The following is a 16,377-nucleotide window of genomic DNA, read 5'->3' as shown; positions in this document are numbered from 1 at the left end:
AGAAACCCACCAAATGCCTTATATTTATTTTGAGGCAAATAAAAAAGGCAAAGCTCATAATCGGCTTTGCCTTTTTAATAATAGAAATACAATTTAATGTACGTCTTTCCAATATTCTTTTTTCAAGAAGTATGCCAACGGCAACATGAACGCTATCAGGAAAATCAATACCAGATAACCGGTACGTTTACGCTGCAACTGAGCCGGTTCGCCCATATATACCAAGAAGTTGACTAAGTCTCGCGCATAATCGTCGTATTCTTTAGTAATCACTTTACCATTAGGCAAACGACGAGATTGAAGCCCGGTTGACTCCCAATACAGCTTGGGCACCATATTGCCATGCTCGTCTTCTTCCATCACCGGCTGTCCGTCTTTATCCAACTCTACCGCCTGCACACCTTGGTGCTGCCATAGCGGATGCGGCATACCGACTTTATCAAAAACAATATTATTCCAACCTGTCGGCCGCGTCGGATCTTTATAGAAACCGCGCATATAGGCATAAAGATAATCGGCACCGCGCGAACGGGCAATCAGTGATAGATCCGGAGGAGCGGCACCAAACCATTTGGTTGCATCTTGGGGATCCATTGCAGACTGCATCACGTCACCGACTTTATCGGTGGTAAACATCAGATTTTTCTTAATCTCATCCTCAGTCAACCCAATATCCTGTAAGCGGTTAAAACGCATACTGGTTGCCGAGTGACAAGATAAGCAGTAGTTTGTAAAAATCTGTGCACCACGTTGCAAACTGACTTGATCTCTCAAATCGATATCGACTTTTTCATACTCTCCGCCTTCTGCGGCTACTGAGCTTAACGGTACTGCCAACAATAAGGCAGCAACCCATGTTGTTAAAACTTTTTTCATTTTCGCTGCCCTCATTAGATATTGCTCGCAAACAGATATGCACCAACCACGGTAATGGCAACATAAACAAAGAACATCAGTTTTTGCTTGCCTGTACTCATAGTGACACGTTCCGGAACCGGACGATTTTTATCCAATTTCGTGTAGAACGGCATACCCAGGAAGAATACAAAATAAATGAAAGACAGAATACGGGCGACAAGTGTCCGGGTATCGGTTGCAACCATCGCACCTAAAATACCCAAGCCGATAAAGGAAATGATAAACAACACCAGCATCACCTTGAAAATCGGGCCGCGATAGCGCACAGATTTAACAGGCGAGCGGTCAAGCCAAGGTAACAAGGCAATCAAGACTACTGCCGCACCCATACCGATTACACCCCAAACCTGTGTACCAAAGAAAGAAGGAATCGCACGCAAAATGGCATAGAACGGTGTGAAATACCATACCGGTGCAATATGCGGCGGTGTTTTCAACGGGTTGGCCGGATCAAAGTTCGGCGCTTCAAGGAAGTATCCGCCGCCTTCAGGCGCAAAGAACAGAATGGCACAGAATACAATCAGAAATACCACCACACCTAAAATATCTTTAACCGTATAGTAAGGGTGGAAAGGAATACCGTCTAACGGAATACCGTTTTCATCTTTGAGTTTTTTGATTTCAACGCCGTCCGGATTATTAGAACCTACCTCATGCAAGGCAATCAGGTGGGCGGCAATCAAGCCTACCAACACCAGCGGTACGGCAATCACATGCAATGCAAAGAAACGGTTTAAGGTTACATCGGATACGTTGAAGTCACCACGAATCCAAGTCGACAAATCAGGGCCGATAACGGGAATGGCGGAAAACAGGTTAATAATCACCTGCGCACCCCAGAAAGACATTTGTCCCCAAGGAAGCAAATAGCCCATAAAGGCTTCGGCCATCAAGGCAAGGAAAATCAAAGAACCGAACACCCACACCAACTCACGCGGTTTTTTAAATGAACCGTAAATCAACCCGCGGAACATATGCAGATAAACTACGATAAAAAACATGGAAGCACCGGTAGAGTGCATATAACGGATAATCCAGCCACCAGACACATCTCGCATAATGTATTCGACGGCAGTAAATGCGGCAGGCAGATGGTAGCTGTTCAGATTACCATCCGGCTTATAGTTCATGGTTAGAAAGATACCACTGACAATTTGGATAACGAGCACCAACATTGCCAAAGAGCCGAAAAAGTACCAGAAGTTAAAGTTTTTAGGCGCGTAATACTCGGTTACGTGCTCTTTCATCATTGAAGACAAAGGGAACCTTGCGTCCACCCAGCCTAACAATGATTTTTTTTCATTATTGGTTTGGTTTGCCATGATAAGTCCCTTTATTTGTCGTCGCCAACCAGGATGGTGGTGTCGCTCGAATATTTATAGGGGGGAATAACCAGATTGGTAGGTGCGGGAACGCCTTTGAACACGCGACCGGCCAAATCGAATTTAGAGCCGTGACACGGGCAGAAAAAACCGCCTTTCCAACCCGGGCCCAAATCTGCCGGGGCGACATCGGGCCGAAAAGTAGGCGAACACCCCAAATGGGTACAGATACCGATAGCAACAAAAATATTTGGCTTAATCGAACGGGTTTCGTTTTGACAGTATTCCGGCTGATGGTCAACCTCCGAATTGGGATCGACTAACTCACCATCCAGACTGGCTAAGTCTTTTTGTTGCGTTTCAGTGCGGTTTAAAACCCAAATCGGCTTACCCTGCCATTCGGCGGTAATAAGCTGCCCAGGTTCGATTTTACTCACATCCACTTCGACAGGAGCGCCTGCGGCTTTTGCTTTTTCCGAAGGGAAAAAACTGGCCAGAAACGGCGTTGCAACGCCAAGCGCGGCTACACCGCCCGCTCCGGCTGTCGCCAGCGTTAGGAAGCGGCGGCGGCTTTGGTTGATTTCTTGATTTTCCATTATTCAGTCATCCTAATTATTGGGAATACCGAGCCATTAAACTCTTTAATTCTACCTGATTTTGTAGGGATACTTAAAGCATTATTTAAAATAAGGTAAAAGTTTTCGTGTATTTTTTGACTTTATGCCGGATTTTGTTCATCGAAAAATACATTTGCAATATTGAATTGTGCTGCCAAGGCATCGCCTAACGCCCGAATACCGTAGCGTTCGGTTGCATGGTGTCCCGCACTGATAAAAGCGGTGTCGGTTTCATTGGCCAGATGAAATTGTGCTTCTGAAATTTCACCGGTCAGATAGACATCGGTTCCTTCGTCGATGGCCGTCTGAAAGAAACCCTGCGCCCCGCCCGTACACCAAATAATCCGCTCTACCATACGGTTGCCTTGTCCTACCGCTATCGGGGCGCGCCCAAGATTTTGTTGCAACTGCCGGCAAAGTTCGTCAAGTGTTTGCGGCTGTTTCAGACGGCCTGAGTTCAATAAATTCTGCTCGCCAAACTGTTTTTCCGTTTCCCAATTCATCAATTTGGCCAGTTGGGCGTTATTGCCTAATATCGGATGGGCGTCTAGAGGTAAATGATAGCCTGCCATATTGATTTCATTTTTGAGCAATGTTGCGATACGGGCTTTTTTCCAGCCGGTGATGGTGACAGGCTCGCTCTTCCAAAACAATCCATGATGCACCAACAGCATATCGGCACCTTGTTCTACTGCATAGTTAACAGCTGCCAAACTTGCAGTAACGGCGGTCACCACTTTTCGAATTTCGTTTCTACCCTCAACTTGCAAACCGTTCGGCGCATAATCCTGAAACAACGCCGTTTGCAAAGTTTGACTACACCAGTCCAATATGGTCTGTCGCGTGATCATACATTTTCTTTCTTTTAATTAACGGTTAAGGGTAAATATAGAGATTTGAATTTAAATACTTTACCATTACAACCCTAAACAACTGTTGATAAAAATCAGATTGAGCTTTACTTTTTTAAATTTAGACCCATAAACAAAATACTCTGTTCACCCAAAATGCTTCATTTCCAACCTCGGGCGCATTGTACTGTAAAAGCTTTGATTAATGGCCTAAAGAAGTCGATAGACAGCAAACCGATATAAATCGACCAAGATAATGTGCCCCTAGATATACAAAGCTGTACCGCTCCGTTAAAATCTAGGCCGTCTGAAACACACTAAAAAGGAAATAGCCATGTCCCGTATGGTTTACTGCGTCAAGTTGGGCAAGGAAGCGCCCGGTATGAAATTCCCTCCGCTGCCTAATGCTCTGGGCAAACGAATTTTTGAAAACGTATCACAAGAAGCGTGGGAAGCCTGGACCCGCCACCAAACCATGTTGATTAACGAAAATAGATTGAGCTTGGCCGACCCCCGTGCCCGTGAATATCTTACCCAACAAATGGAAAATTACTTTTTCGGTGACGGTGCCGCCGATCAGGTAGACGGCTATGTGCCCGAATCCTAATACCGTCCCGAAGTAAGTTTGCTTAATTCTTAAGAATAGATATAGTTTATTTATCTTACGAAACTCACAGCCTGCCGAAGTCCTATTCGGTAGGCTGTAAATATATCGCCATCGTCAACGACATCAATATTCGCCCGTCCACCCGTTTGCATTCAAGCTTGCCAAGCGCCGCAAACTTATAATATAAATGTGTTTCCCCTTATTTTTCAGACGGCCTTATTATGAAAAAAGACCACTTAAACAGCCAAGACTTCGATTTATGGCAGACACTCCGCGAAGAAACCAAACAAGCCGTCCAGTCCGAGCCGTTGCTGGCCAGCTTCCTACACCAAACCGTATTGCGTCATCAATCGCTCGATTCGGTTTTGGCCTATCATTTATCAAGCAAACTTTCCAGCCCGGTTATGGATGCGCGCGCCCTGTTTGAAATGTACCAACAGGCATTATGTAGCGACCGCGATATTATCGAAGCTGTTAAGTTGGATTTACTGGCCTGTTACGAGCGCGACCCGGCTTGTGACGAATATTCGCTACCTTTGCTCTATTTCAAAGGTTTTCATGCCATTCAAGCGCACCGCATCAATCATTGGTTGTATAACGACGGCCGTAAAACATTGGCTTATTTCCTGCAAAACCGCTCATCTGAAGTTTTTGGTGTCGATATCCACCCTGCCGCCCGCTTTGGTCACGGCTTGATGCTCGACCATGCGACCGGATTTGTGGCAGGCGAAACCGCTGTACTCGGCAATAATATTTCAATTCTGCATGGTGTCACCCTTGGCGGCTCAGGTAAAGAAAGTGGCGACCGCCATCCGAAAGTCGGCGACGGCGTGATGATCGGTGCCAATGCTTCGATTTTGGGCAATATCCGTATCGGCGAACATGCCAAAGTCGGCGCGGGCAGCGTAGTTGTTTCCGATGTACCGCCGCACAGTACCGTTGTCGGCGTTCCGGCAAAAACCACCGGAAAATCCGCCAACAATCCTGCCGAAGAAATGGATCAAAGCATGGATTTTATTGATTTTATGATTTAGATTCTATTGCGCCCACATCCGCCTCAATATCTTTCCAAACCAATACTTTAAAATAATAGAAAGGCCGTCTGAAATATTTCAGACGGCCTTTGATTTAATGACTTTTGATTAACGCGGCGCAACCATATCTTCAGGTTTCACCCATTTATCAAACTCTTCGCCAGTCAACAAGCCCAGCTCGATCGCTGTTTCACGCAGAGACTTGTTGTTTTTGTAAGCGGTTTTCGCTACTTTGGCCGCATTTTCATAACCGATATGGCGATTCAATGCAGTTACCAACATCAAGGAATGATGCAGGAAGTAGTCGATTTTTTCCGGTACTGGTTCGATACCTACGGCACAGTTGTTGTTGAAGCTGTTGCAGGCATCGCCAAGCAAGCGGATAGATTGCAGCAGGTTGTAGCCGATAACAGGCATATAAACATTCAACTCAAAGTTACCGGAAGCACCGGCCATGCTGACAGTCAAATCATTACCGAATACTTGGCAGCACACCATTGTCATCGCTTCGCACTGAGTCGGATTCACTTTACCCGGCATAATAGAAGAACCCGGCTCGTTTTCAGGAATCTTAATCTCGCCCAAGCCGCAACGCGGGCCGCTAGACAACCAACGGATATCATTAGCGATTTTATTCAAGCTGGTCGCTAAAGTTTTCAATGCGCCTGAAGCAAAAACACTGGCATCGCGACCGGCCAATGCTTCGAATTTATTCGGTGCGGTCACAAACGGCAAACCGGACAATTCAGCCAACTTAGCAGCCGCTTTGACAGCATATTCCGGATGGCTGTTCAAACCGGTACCGACAGCAGTACCACCCAAAGGCAATTCATACAAGCCTTTCAAAGCATCATTCAAACGATCCAAACCATGATCCAATTGGCTTACATAACCTGAGAACTCTTGGCCTAAGGTCAACGGTGTCGCATCTTGCAAGTGCGTACGGCCGATTTTTACAATAGATGCGAACTCTTGGGCTTTTTTGTCTAAAGTGTCACGCAAAGCTTTAACCGCAGGAATCAACAAACGGTTGATTTCAATAGCAGCGGCAACATGAATAGAAGTTGGGAACGAATCGTTGGTTGATTGCGCATGGTTCACATGGTCGTTGGGGTGAACCGGTTTGTAAGCCGCCAAGCCTGTTCCGGCAATCTCATTGGCACGGTTGGCCAACACTTCGTTCATATTCATATTGGATTGTGTGCCCGAACCGGTTTGCCACACGACCAAGGGGAACTGCCCGTTTAATTTACCGGCCAACACATCATCGGCCGCCTGAACAATCAAATCCGCCTGTTTTTGCTCGATACGGCCCAAAGAAGCATTGGTATAAGCCGCTGCTTTTTTCACCAAAGCCATCGCATTGATTAACGGTTGCGGTAAAGTTTCGCCACCGATTTTAAAGTTATCGCGGCTGCGTTGGGTTTGTGCACCCCAATAGGCGTCCGAGGGGACTTCCACCTCACCCATCGTGTCGTGTTCGGTACGGGTATTCATCATATTGCTCCTTTATTAAATTGTTTACATAAAATACCGTCAGGCAGCTATCCTACATAAAACAAAAAGCAGATACAACTATCATGTTTAAAATAACTGTTTCCTAATATCAAACCAATACCTGCTTCCTTGATAAAACAGCGGTTTCGGCGAACATCCGGGCGATATATAACCAGGCCGTCTGAAAACGTTTCAGACGGCCCATATCAAGATTCAAACAATTCTAAACTACTCATGGCGGCTACCTTTTTCCCGGCTGCCATAAGCCTGCGTGATGCGGTCGATAATAATCGCCAAAATCACAATCGCCGCCCCCGCTTCGACACCCTGTCCGATATTCAGCGTTTGAACCGCCTGCAAAACATATTCGCCCAAACCGCGCGCACCAATCATAGACGCCAGCACCACCATGCCCAACGACATCATCACCGCCTGATTAATACCCGCCATAATGCTGGGCTTGGCCTGCGGCAACAACACCCATTTGAGCAACTGCCAACGGTTGCTGCCGAAGGCAATCGCCGCTTCAATCATTTGCGGGCTGACTTGGCGGATACCGAGCGCGGTCAGGCGGATAAGCGGAGCCAATGCATACACCACCGTTGCAAACAGCGCCGGCACTTTACCGATACCGAACAGCATCAATACCGGAATCAGATACACAAAACTGGGCATGGTCTGCATCACATCCAATACCGGCGACAGCCATTGGTACAGCCGTTTGCGGTAGGCGGTAAAAATACCGACTGGAATACCGATTATCATGGTAAGCAACACCGATGCCGTCAACAAGGCAATGGTTTGCATTAAAGCTTCCCACAAACCAAACGAGCCGATAGTATAAAACCCGAACATACACAATAAGGCAAACCACCATTTACGCGTCGCATGCAGCCCGATAGCGCCGACCACCAAAATCACCAACCATGCGGGAACAGTCTGCAACAACCGTTCCAACGGCAGCAAAATCCGTAACGTCACTTCGCCGGCGCTACGTAGTTGGTCACCGTGTTTTTGTACAGTATTTTTCAGGCTTTTATTCAGGCCGTCTGAAATAGACCAAGTACGGAAAATCCCACTGCTTTCCGGTGCAGCCACACCGAGTGCCTCACTCAGACGAACCGCCGCCTCTTCAGAAACCCATTGCCGCCAAACTTGGGGATTTTGCTGCAAGAAAAGCTGCGCCTGCTCTTCACCGCTGCGTTGGTTTTCAGACATTTCCAAAATGGCGCGGTTAAGCATATCCGGCTCGAATTGCAGCCGCTTAATCATCTCAACCAAATCGGGATGCGCTTCCATAAAAGGCGTGGAAACCGCCACTGCCAACTTGGAAACCGGATAACCGGATACACAACGGTTTTGACTGTTGGCATCTAATATGGTCGCCCAGCATGCGGCATTATGTTCGGGAAATTCCAGCGGTTCGAAACGGTATTTGGCCATTAAGCCGGTCGGCTGCCAGTAATAAAACAAAATCGGTCTTTTTTGTTCGTATGCCGACGTTATCTCTGCATCCAATGCCGCGCCGGTACCGGGGCGGACATTATCAAACACCTCGCCCAATCCTGTATTATCCAGCAGGCGGCTATTGGCAATTTCACACGTCCAACCCGACGGACAATTCAAAAACCGCGCCCGTTGCGGCGCTTCGGGATCGGGGAACAAATAAGCAAATTTTTTCAAATCATCTATGCTGTTTAAATCAGGATGTTCTTGCTTCACATAGTCCGGCACATACCATCCCTGCGTAGCCCCGCCTTTCAGCGTATCCCCGATAACCGCCGCTTTATGCTCCTCAATGGCTTTTTTCATCACCGGCGAACGGCCAATCCATTGCTCGGCAATAATCTGAATATCATCCTGCGACAATGCCGTTATCAGCGCCGTAGTCGTACCCGGCACCGTAGAAGTTTGGCAATCATAGCCATCTTGCAAAATGGTATTCAAAACCGCCGTTGTAAACTGGCCGCTTTCCCAATCCAATCCGGCCAATTTAATCGTTTGCCCGTCCTGACAGGCCGCGGCAGCAAAAGGCGCGGTAACCATCATCACCAGAACAAAACACAAATATTTAAAAAAACTCATAAAACCAACCTTTGGCAGTGTGCAACCCCAGCCCTAACCATCCATGTAAGCATCATTATCACCGGATTATACGGATACTGAATGCTCAAAATCAAAAGCCCCCTCAGGCTTAACCATCTCCTAAAGGGGGCTTATATCACTCTATACAGACAACTTAAGCGGCTTCAACATCAAATCCGCTATGACGAAGCAACGCATCAATTTTCGGTTCGCGGCCTCGGAAGGCTTTAAACGACTCCAACGCACTACGCGAACCGCCGACTGCCAAAACTTCCATCCAGAAGCGTTTGCCTGTCGCTTTCACATCATCGCTTTCTTCAAAGGCGGCATAAGCATCGGCAGACAATACTTCCGCCCAAGCATAGCTATAATAACCCGCCGCATAACCACCGGCAAAAATATGGCCGAAGCTGTTGGCAAAACGGTTGTAGCTCGGCGGCTGGACAACGGCCACTTCACGGCGCACATTATCCAATACTTTCGGCCAATCTTTCAGACGGCTCGGATCATTTTCGCTGTATATCAACATATCGAACAGTGCGAATTCCATTTGACGCACCAAGAACATACCGCGTTGGAAGTTTTTGGCCGCCACCATTTTATCGAACAACTCGCGCGGCAACACGGAACCGTCATCTTCGTGAGACGACATTTCCGCCAATACATCGTATTCCCAAGCAAAGTTTTCCATAAACTGGCTCGGCAGTTCGACCGCATCCCATTCCACACCGTTAATACCGGAAACACCCAACTCATCCACCTGAGTCAGCAAATGATGCAGACCGTGGCCGGTTTCGTGATACAGCGTGGTGATTTCATTATGGCTCAAACGCGATTCTTTGCCGTTCACAGGCGGGGTGAAATTGCAAACCAGATACGCTATCGGGGTTTGCATCTGGCCGGTTTTCTTGCCGGAAATAAAACGTCTGCGGCCACGGTAGTCATTCATCCACGCTCCGCCGCGTTTGCCTTCGCGCGCATATAAATCCATATAAACGCCGCCGATAATGCCGCCGCCTTTTTCCAATTCAAAATAGCGTACGTCTTTGTGCCAAACGGGTACGTTTTTCTCAATAAAGTTCACGCCGTACAAACGGTTTATTTGGGCAAACAAACCTGCCAGCACTTTGCTCACCGGAAAATATTTTTTCACTTCCGTTTCGCTAAAGGCATATTTGGCCTGGCGGAGTTTTTCACCGGCATAGCTCAAGTCCCATACCTGCGGCTCGGCAATGCCCAAGTTTTCACGGGCAAACGCTTGCACTTCGGCCAAGTCTTTTTCGGCAAACGGTTTGGCACGGCGGGCCAGGTCATGCAGAAAATCCAAAACTTGTTCGGGCGTATCGGCCATTTTGGTGTATAGCGACAGCTCGGCAAAATTCTTAAAGCCCAATAACTGCGCCTCTTCCAAAGCCACTTCCAAACGGCGGTTGATATTGTCGGTATTATCAAATTTACCATCGCCCAATTCGCTGGCACGGGTAACATACGCATGGTAGAGCTTCTCGCGCAGCTCGCGGTTATCGGCATATTGCATCACGGCAATATAGTGCGGCATTTGCAAACCGATTTTATAACCTTCCTTATCCTCAGCCTGCGCCGCGGCGGCAAACATAGCCAAGGCATCGTCCGGCAAACCGGAAAGTTCGTCCGCATTGTCAAAATAAAGGGCAAAGGCATCGGTTGCGTCTAAAACATTTTGGGAAAATTGCGCGCCTAATTGGGCGCTTTCGGTTTGCAATTGGGCAAACGCTTCTTGCTGTTCCGGCGGCAATTCCGCACCGCTTAATACGAAATCACGCAAATCGTGATTCAGTTTGGTTTGTTGTGCTGCCTCCAATTTGGCGAATTCGGGGGATGCTTTAATGGCTTTAAAGCGTTCGTACAGCTCGATATCCTGCCCGATTTCCGTAAAAAATACCGTTACTTCCGGCATCAATTCGTTATAAACGGCACGCAGTTCGGGCGTATCGGCAACCGAATTCAAATGCGCCACTACCCCCCAAATACGGCCGACCCGTTCGGTGATATCGGTTAACGGCTCTACCGTATTCGCCCAAGTAATTTCACTTTGCGCCTTAATCGCCGCAATTTCCGCCCGCGCTTCATTCATCACGGTTTCCATCGCCGGACGGATATCGGTGGTTTGAATATCCGGATAACGGGGTTCGTCGGCCAGATTCAATAATACGTTACTCATGGTTTTCCTTTTCATGGTTTCAGACGGCCTCTCTTGATTACAGGCCGTCTGAACAAATATTTTTACGGTATTTGCAAAAGTATATAGTACCGTTACCTTAAATTAAAAGGCAGAGTAAAGCAGAAATCGCATCATATATAGAATAGATAGCTTAAAACTATAATAAAAAACACCACCGCAACTTTATTTATGACTTCAATGTTAAACCGCTTATCATGGCAGTAAATTAAATGTATATTTCTTTAAAAGATTGGTTTCTTTGAAGCAGATTAGTATAGAATAAGTCAAAAACCTAGGTTAACTATAACTATGGAAACATCATTGCAACACACATCAAACGTAGCTTCGCAGCTCAAACTAATCGCCAATCCGCAACGGTTGGATATTGCCCTGCTGCTGTTGGAAAGCGAGCTTAGTGCAGCGGAAATCGCTCAAGCAACCGAAACGCACGTTACATCCGTATCCAATCATTTAAATAAACTGCGCAGTGGCGGCGTGGTAGACTTTACCCGTTATCACCGTGTGATAGAGTACCGGCTCGTCTCACCGCTGATTATCAATGTCTTAAAAACCATTCGGGAGCTACAAAACCCGAAAGGGCCGTCTGAAACACCTTAAACAAGATTGCGAACCGATTCAATGAAAATTGCCACTTGGAATGTTAATTCCCTCAATGTCCGCCTGCCGCAAGTGCAGGACTGGCTGCAACAACACACTCCCGATATTCTCGTTCTACAAGAATTAAAACTCGATCAAGACAAATACCCCGCCGCCGTTTTCCAAATGGGCGGCTGGCAAACCGTTTGGAGCGGGCAAAAAACCTATAACGGTGTGGCCATTATCAGTAAAGAGCAGCCGCAAGATGTGATTGTCGGCCTGCCCGCTCTGCCCGACGACCCGCAACGGCGCGTGATTACCGCCACCATCGGCGGCATACGCGTGATTAATGTGTATTGCGTGAACGGCGAAGCGCCCGACAGCCCGAAATTCCAATATAAAAAACAATGGTTCGAAGCACTGACAGAATTTGTGCGCGACCAAATGGCACAGCATGAAAAATTAATCTTACTCGGCGATTTCAATATCGCCCCGACCGACTTGGATTGCTACGACCCTGAAAAATGGCATGAAAAAATCCACTGCACCAGCATCGAACGCTCATGGTTCCAAAAACTGCTGGATTTAGGCTTAACCGACAGCCTGCGCCACCGCTATCCCGAAGAGGTGATGTATACATGGTGGGACTATCGGGGCGCTATGTTCCAACGCAAACAGGGGTTGCGTATCGATCATTTATTGGTCACCCCCACCCTGCGCGACAGCCTGCAAGACGTACAGGTTGATTTAGAAGCCCGCGCCCAAGAACGTCCCAGCGACCATGCACCGGTTTGGGCAGAGTTTGCGCTTTAAAAATAGCTTTGACATTTAAAACATATTAAATCTAGGATATCCATAATCCTTGAAACTTTTCATATTATTTTTTCAAAGGAGATGACATGAAATATACTCTTCAAATCAATTATGCATTCTGTCATTACAAAAGGATATACCAATGATTAATCGCATTATTTTTAATCACTATCGCCGTTTAAAAGCTCCTTTAGAATTATCTTTTCATCAAAATATCAATGTACTTTCTGGCATGAATGGTACATGCAAATCTTCTATTTTATATTTAATCAGCAATGCTTTTAAGGCTGAGAATACAAAAACTACACTACTTAGCCCTAAATCTCAATTATTAATTATCAATAAAATTTCTGCTCAAATTAATCCTAAAATTGAACTATTAACAAAAGGTGACCGCAAATATAACAATCCTGCTCCTAATCATTCGGGAGCACTGTTTAAGATTGAATATGACAAAAATATAAAAATAGAATTTAGGCGACATAACTCTACTGAGCATGCAAAGTCTCGCTTTAGACTCATTCCTTCCCATGCAACCAAAGGGGAGGGACTGCCAACACTTCGTACAGTTTATCTAAGCCTTACAAGGCTGGTACCATTTGGTGAGTTAAGTGATGACACACCACAAAAAAAAGTCCACAAAGAACTTCCTAATGAGTACAACGATATTTTCCATACTCTAGTTAATGAAATTGCTGGCATTAAGATTCAAGAATCTAAGTCACAAATTATTGAAAACATTAAAACGCGAACAGAATATAATACTAATCAAGATGGTATTGACTCTAATACAGCTTCTGCTGGTGAAGATAACATTATTGTAATTCTCAAAAACTTAGTATTACTACGTTATTACTATGAACACTCCCCGAATTACCATACCGACAATTATCGCACCGCCTCCATATTACTAATTGATGAGCTGGATGCTACATTACATCCTGCAATGCAACTACGTCTACTAAATGTACTAATTCAATACTCTGAGGCATATAAAATACAAGTATTTTTTACTACTCATAGTCTATATTTGCTTAATAAATTATTAAGCGGCTCTTACAAAAAATATGTTAAAGTTAATTATCTAACTCACCAAGGTGATCATATTACTCTATTACCTGAGCCAAGTATTCAAAAAATTGAACGACATTTACAAGAAATTCAACAAAGAAGTTATAGCTATATTGCAAAGATTCCTATTTTTACTGAAGATGAAGAAGCACGGGTTATTTTAAATAGTATATTTGGCTATTTTGCAACACATTGCAAATATTTTAATCAGTTACGTACACATTTCCATTTCGTAGAGGCTAGTATTGGCTGCAACGTCTTGAAACAAATCTTCCAGGATACTTATCTTGATACCAATACCATGAACTCCATATGCATCTTAGATGGGGATAATACAGGACAGAAACAAACCAAACGTAATATCATTGTATTACCTGGCAGCAAAAGCCCTGAAAAAATGATTTTTGATTATTGTGAAGATTTATCAAATGGACGTGAATTTTGGGATAGTAATCCAGCTCTATCATCGGGTTTTACAAAGCAAAGATATACAAATGAAATCCAACCTCATATTTTAGACATACAAACGCAACTTAATACTACTAAAAATGAAGGTGGATCCACCAAGGGAATGGAGAGGACTTTAAATAAAGAACTTTTTAAGCAGCACCGTGAAGAGTTCACACTTATTTTAGATTATTGGTTAGATAATCATTATAATGAATTGGAACAATTCTATCGTGATTTACGTTTCTGCTTCCGACAAGTTGCATTATTACATAAACTTGATCCAGAATCATGGCCTCAAGAAGCCAAATTACAAACTCAAAGGATCTAACGCTACCTAAGATCACCCTATATGATATTGAAAATCTTTCTAATAAAGTTTAATTTATGGCCGGACACTCAAAACCCCTTACCCCTTTACGCTACCCCGGTGGCAAAGGGGCTTTTGCACCGTTTGTTAAATCAGTAATTGAGGCTAATGATTTAAAAGGTGGCCATTATTTAGAACCATTTGCAGGTGGTGCGGGCGTTGCATTGGATTTACTTTTTAACGGCTATGCCTCTGACATTCATATCAATGATGCTGATCCCGCAATTTATCATTTTTGGCGTTCCATGGTTAAAGATACAGATAATTTTTTGCGGTTACTTGAACAAACCCCTTTAAACATTAATGAATGGGAGCATCAAAAAAATATTCTTAACCAACCTGATAATTATTCATCATTAGAACATGGCTTTGCTGCTTTCTATCTCAACCGTACAAACCGGTCCGGTATCCTGAAAGCAGGCGTAATCGGGGGCAAAGCTCAAAACGGGACATACAAGTTGGATGCACGCTTTAATAAAGTTCGTTTAGCCAGTTTGATTACTCGTATTGCTAAATATTCGGCATCTATCCATATTTATCACTTAGATGCATTAGATCTGCTTGGACAGGTAGATGATTTATTGCCCCCGCAATCATTAGCCTATCTTGACCCCCCTTACTATGTAAAAGGACAAGGACTTTACCGAAATTTTTACAACCATGATGATCATGTTGCTATCTGTCAAGCATTAGCCACAATCAACACACCTTGGATTGTATCCTACGACAATTGTGATGAGATTAAAGAAATATACAAGGATTATCGACAAGATGAGTATTTTTTAGCTTATTGTGCTTATAAAAAAACCAAAGGCTCTGAAGTAATGATTTATAGCGACAGTATTAATATCCCCGCTAGGAAATAATCAGGTTCATAAAAAAGTTTAATATCCACTTTGTAATTATTTATTCCAAACTATTCGAAAATATATAAATTTTAAATAACATATGGAATACTAGAACGCTTCTATAATAAAAACTGCTGACACATATCAGCAGTTTTTATTATTTATATTTCCCAATTTAAAACCCGTTTTCCATCATAATCTGCCCCGGCACACGGTTGCGGTGCATGGCGAAGCCCATATCCATCAGGGCTTGGAAAGTATCTTTCACCATAGCGGGATTGCCGCATACCATAAAACGGGTATCTTGCGGCGTAAACGGCAGTTTCATGGCATCGGCAAGTTCGCCGTTTCGCAGCAACTCCGGCAACCGTTTGCCAAGCGCGCCATCGGCAGCCTCGCGTGTGACCACAGGCACAAAGTGCAGTTTGTGGAAATGCTCGTCAATCAGCGGGTGTTCGGCCAAAGCGGCAATACGGCCGCTAAAAATCAACTCGTCGGCATAAGAAACGGAATGTGCCAAGCCGATATGTTCGAAACGCTGCCAGATTTCAGGCTGTTCCAAAATCGATAAAAACGGCGCAATGCCCGAACCGGTACACAGCAAAATCAAATCCTTGCCATCGGGGAAGCGTTCGGGTAGTAAAAATCCGGTCGCGGTTTTGTCCAACAATATTTTATCGCCCTCTTTTAAAACAGCCAGCTTGGCAGACATCGGGCCGTTTTCAATTAAAACCGCAAAATATTCCAAAGTATCCGCATATTCCGCAGAAACCACCGAATAGGCGCGCCAGATAAAGCCTTCACCATCGTGGAATCCCAAGCGCGAAAACTGGCCGGCGGCAAAGCGGTAGGCTTCGGGGCGGGTAATGGCAAAAGTCATCAGTTTCGGGGTGTGGTGTTTTACCCATAATACGGTTTCTTCGGTGTATTTGGCTTCCGGTGCAGCAGTCATATCGGTTTCCTGTTTGAAGTGTTTCAGACGGCCTGTTTAAATAAACAGCGATAACATATGGTTCGGATTATACCTAAAGGCCGTCTGAAACACATGGCGTGTAAAGCGGATAAATCAAGCGGATTGGTAAGATTATTTTAGAATAATA

14 protein-coding genes are annotated in these 16,377 nt (G+C 45.1%); 6 read left to right on the top strand and 8 right to left on the bottom strand.

Annotated elements, in window-relative coordinates:
• Nucleotides 1-93: 93 nt before the first annotated feature.
• The 4 genes from NXS09_RS08565 to NXS09_RS08550 form a co-directional block, all read right to left on the bottom strand.
• A complete protein-coding gene (locus NXS09_RS08565; protein ID WP_434803017.1) occupies nt 94-891 on the bottom strand; it encodes a cytochrome c1 in 798 nt (265 codons plus the stop codon).
• A complete protein-coding gene (locus NXS09_RS08560) occupies nt 891-2,240 on the bottom strand; it encodes a cytochrome b (protein ID WP_259292131.1) in 1,350 nt (449 codons plus the stop codon). The genes NXS09_RS08565 and NXS09_RS08560 overlap by 1 nt, the downstream gene beginning before the upstream one ends.
• An 11-nt stretch (nt 2,241-2,251) precedes the next feature.
• Nucleotides 2,252-2,836: a ubiquinol-cytochrome c reductase iron-sulfur subunit gene (petA, locus tag NXS09_RS08555; RefSeq protein ID WP_259292130.1), complete on the bottom strand. Its 585-nt coding sequence runs from the start codon at nt 2,834-2,836 to the stop codon at nt 2,252-2,254.
• A 122-nt stretch (nt 2,837-2,958) separates the two neighbouring features.
• Nucleotides 2,959-3,708: a Nif3-like dinuclear metal center hexameric protein gene (locus NXS09_RS08550; protein WP_259292129.1), complete on the bottom strand. Its 750-nt coding sequence runs from the start codon at nt 3,706-3,708 to the stop codon at nt 2,959-2,961.
• A 334-nt stretch (nt 3,709-4,042) separates the two neighbouring features.
• Between NXS09_RS08550 and NXS09_RS08545 the strand changes: the two genes are divergently transcribed.
• Both NXS09_RS08545 and cysE read left to right on the top strand, forming a co-directional pair.
• A complete protein-coding gene (locus tag NXS09_RS08545; RefSeq protein WP_259292128.1) occupies nt 4,043-4,315 on the top strand; it encodes an oxidative damage protection protein in 273 nt (90 codons plus the stop codon).
• 221 nt (nt 4,316-4,536) lie between these two features.
• Nucleotides 4,537-5,349: a serine O-acetyltransferase gene (gene cysE / locus NXS09_RS08540; RefSeq protein ID WP_259292127.1), complete on the top strand. Its 813-nt coding sequence runs from the start codon at nt 4,537-4,539 to the stop codon at nt 5,347-5,349.
• A gap of 108 nt (nt 5,350-5,457) precedes the next feature.
• On the opposite strand, the gene fumC is transcribed toward cysE, so the two are convergent.
• The 3 genes from fumC to NXS09_RS08525 form a co-directional block, all read right to left on the bottom strand.
• Nucleotides 5,458-6,846 carry a class II fumarate hydratase gene (gene fumC / locus NXS09_RS08535; RefSeq protein WP_259292189.1) on the bottom strand — a complete coding sequence of 463 codons (1,389 nt, stop codon included), beginning with the start codon at nt 6,844-6,846 and terminating at the stop codon, nt 5,458-5,460.
• A gap of 228 nt (nt 6,847-7,074) precedes the next feature.
• Nucleotides 7,075-8,931 carry a glycine betaine ABC transporter substrate-binding protein gene (locus tag NXS09_RS08530; RefSeq protein WP_259292126.1) on the bottom strand — a complete coding sequence of 619 codons (1,857 nt, stop codon included), beginning with the start codon at nt 8,929-8,931 and terminating at the stop codon, nt 7,075-7,077.
• Nucleotides 8,932-9,085: 154 nt separating this feature from the next.
• Entirely contained in the window at nt 9,086-11,131 is a 2,046-nt protein-coding gene (locus NXS09_RS08525; protein WP_259292125.1) for a M3 family metallopeptidase, read from the bottom strand.
• A 309-nt stretch (nt 11,132-11,440) separates the two neighbouring features.
• Here NXS09_RS08525 and NXS09_RS08520 point away from each other — a divergent pair, with 309 nt between their 5' ends.
• From NXS09_RS08520 to NXS09_RS08505, 4 genes are all read left to right on the top strand, one after another.
• Nucleotides 11,441-11,749: an ArsR/SmtB family transcription factor gene (locus tag NXS09_RS08520; RefSeq protein WP_259292124.1), complete on the top strand. Its 309-nt coding sequence runs from the start codon at nt 11,441-11,443 to the stop codon at nt 11,747-11,749.
• A gap of 21 nt (nt 11,750-11,770) precedes the next feature.
• Nucleotides 11,771-12,541, top strand: a complete 771-nt coding sequence (gene xth / locus NXS09_RS08515; RefSeq protein ID WP_259292123.1) for an exodeoxyribonuclease III — start codon at nt 11,771-11,773, stop codon at nt 12,539-12,541.
• A gap of 142 nt (nt 12,542-12,683) precedes the next feature.
• Nucleotides 12,684-14,390 (top strand): ATP-dependent nuclease, encoded by a 1,707-nt coding sequence (locus NXS09_RS08510; protein WP_259292122.1) that lies wholly within the window; start codon nt 12,684-12,686, stop codon nt 14,388-14,390.
• A gap of 56 nt (nt 14,391-14,446) precedes the next feature.
• Complete coding sequence (locus NXS09_RS08505; RefSeq protein WP_259292121.1) at nt 14,447-15,295, top strand: DNA adenine methylase; 849 nt, start codon at nt 14,447-14,449, stop codon at nt 15,293-15,295.
• Nucleotides 15,296-15,452: 157 nt separating this feature from the next.
• Here the strand turns inward: NXS09_RS08505 and NXS09_RS08500 are convergent, their stop codons facing one another.
• A complete protein-coding gene (locus NXS09_RS08500) occupies nt 15,453-16,229 on the bottom strand; it encodes a ferredoxin--NADP reductase (RefSeq protein ID WP_259292120.1) in 777 nt (258 codons plus the stop codon).
• Nucleotides 16,230-16,377: the final 148 nt, after the last annotated feature.

The organism is Neisseria montereyensis (genome assembly GCF_024834045.1).
GTDB classification, from domain to species: Bacteria; Pseudomonadota; Gammaproteobacteria; order Burkholderiales; family Neisseriaceae; genus Neisseria; species Neisseria montereyensis.
This window is presented reverse-complemented; position numbering and strand designations above follow the sequence as displayed.

What these genes read in the sequence shown, in the direction of transcription:
- NXS09_RS08560 (WP_259292131.1), bottom strand. Translation starts at nt 2,240, where the DNA reads ATGGCAAACCAAACCAATAATGAAAAAAAATCATTGTTAGGCTGGGTG.
- NXS09_RS08525 (WP_259292125.1), bottom strand. Translation starts at nt 11,131, where the DNA reads ATGAGTAACGTATTATTGAATCTGGCCGACGAACCCCGTTATCCGGAT.
- petA (WP_259292130.1), bottom strand. Translation starts at nt 2,836, where the DNA reads ATGGAAAATCAAGAAATCAACCAAAGCCGCCGCCGCTTCCTAACGCTG.
- NXS09_RS08530 (WP_259292126.1), bottom strand. Translation starts at nt 8,931, where the DNA reads ATGAGTTTTTTTAAATATTTGTGTTTTGTTCTGGTGATGATGGTTACC.
- fumC (WP_259292189.1), bottom strand. Translation starts at nt 6,846, where the DNA reads ATGAATACCCGTACCGAACACGACACGATGGGTGAGGTGGAAGTCCCC.
- NXS09_RS08500 (WP_259292120.1), bottom strand. Translation starts at nt 16,229, where the DNA reads ATGACTGCTGCACCGGAAGCCAAATACACCGAAGAAACCGTATTATGG.
- xth (WP_259292123.1), top strand. Translation starts at nt 11,771, where the DNA reads ATGAAAATTGCCACTTGGAATGTTAATTCCCTCAATGTCCGCCTGCCG.
- cysE (WP_259292127.1), top strand. Translation starts at nt 4,537, where the DNA reads ATGAAAAAAGACCACTTAAACAGCCAAGACTTCGATTTATGGCAGACA.
- NXS09_RS08520 (WP_259292124.1), top strand. Translation starts at nt 11,441, where the DNA reads ATGGAAACATCATTGCAACACACATCAAACGTAGCTTCGCAGCTCAAA.
- NXS09_RS08550 (WP_259292129.1), bottom strand. Translation starts at nt 3,708, where the DNA reads ATGATCACGCGACAGACCATATTGGACTGGTGTAGTCAAACTTTGCAA.
- NXS09_RS08545 (WP_259292128.1), top strand. Translation starts at nt 4,043, where the DNA reads ATGTCCCGTATGGTTTACTGCGTCAAGTTGGGCAAGGAAGCGCCCGGT.
- NXS09_RS08565 (WP_434803017.1), bottom strand. Translation starts at nt 891, where the DNA reads ATGAGGGCAGCGAAAATGAAAAAAGTTTTAACAACATGGGTTGCTGCC.
- NXS09_RS08510 (WP_259292122.1), top strand. Translation starts at nt 12,684, where the DNA reads ATGATTAATCGCATTATTTTTAATCACTATCGCCGTTTAAAAGCTCCT.
- NXS09_RS08505 (WP_259292121.1), top strand. Translation starts at nt 14,447, where the DNA reads ATGGCCGGACACTCAAAACCCCTTACCCCTTTACGCTACCCCGGTGGC.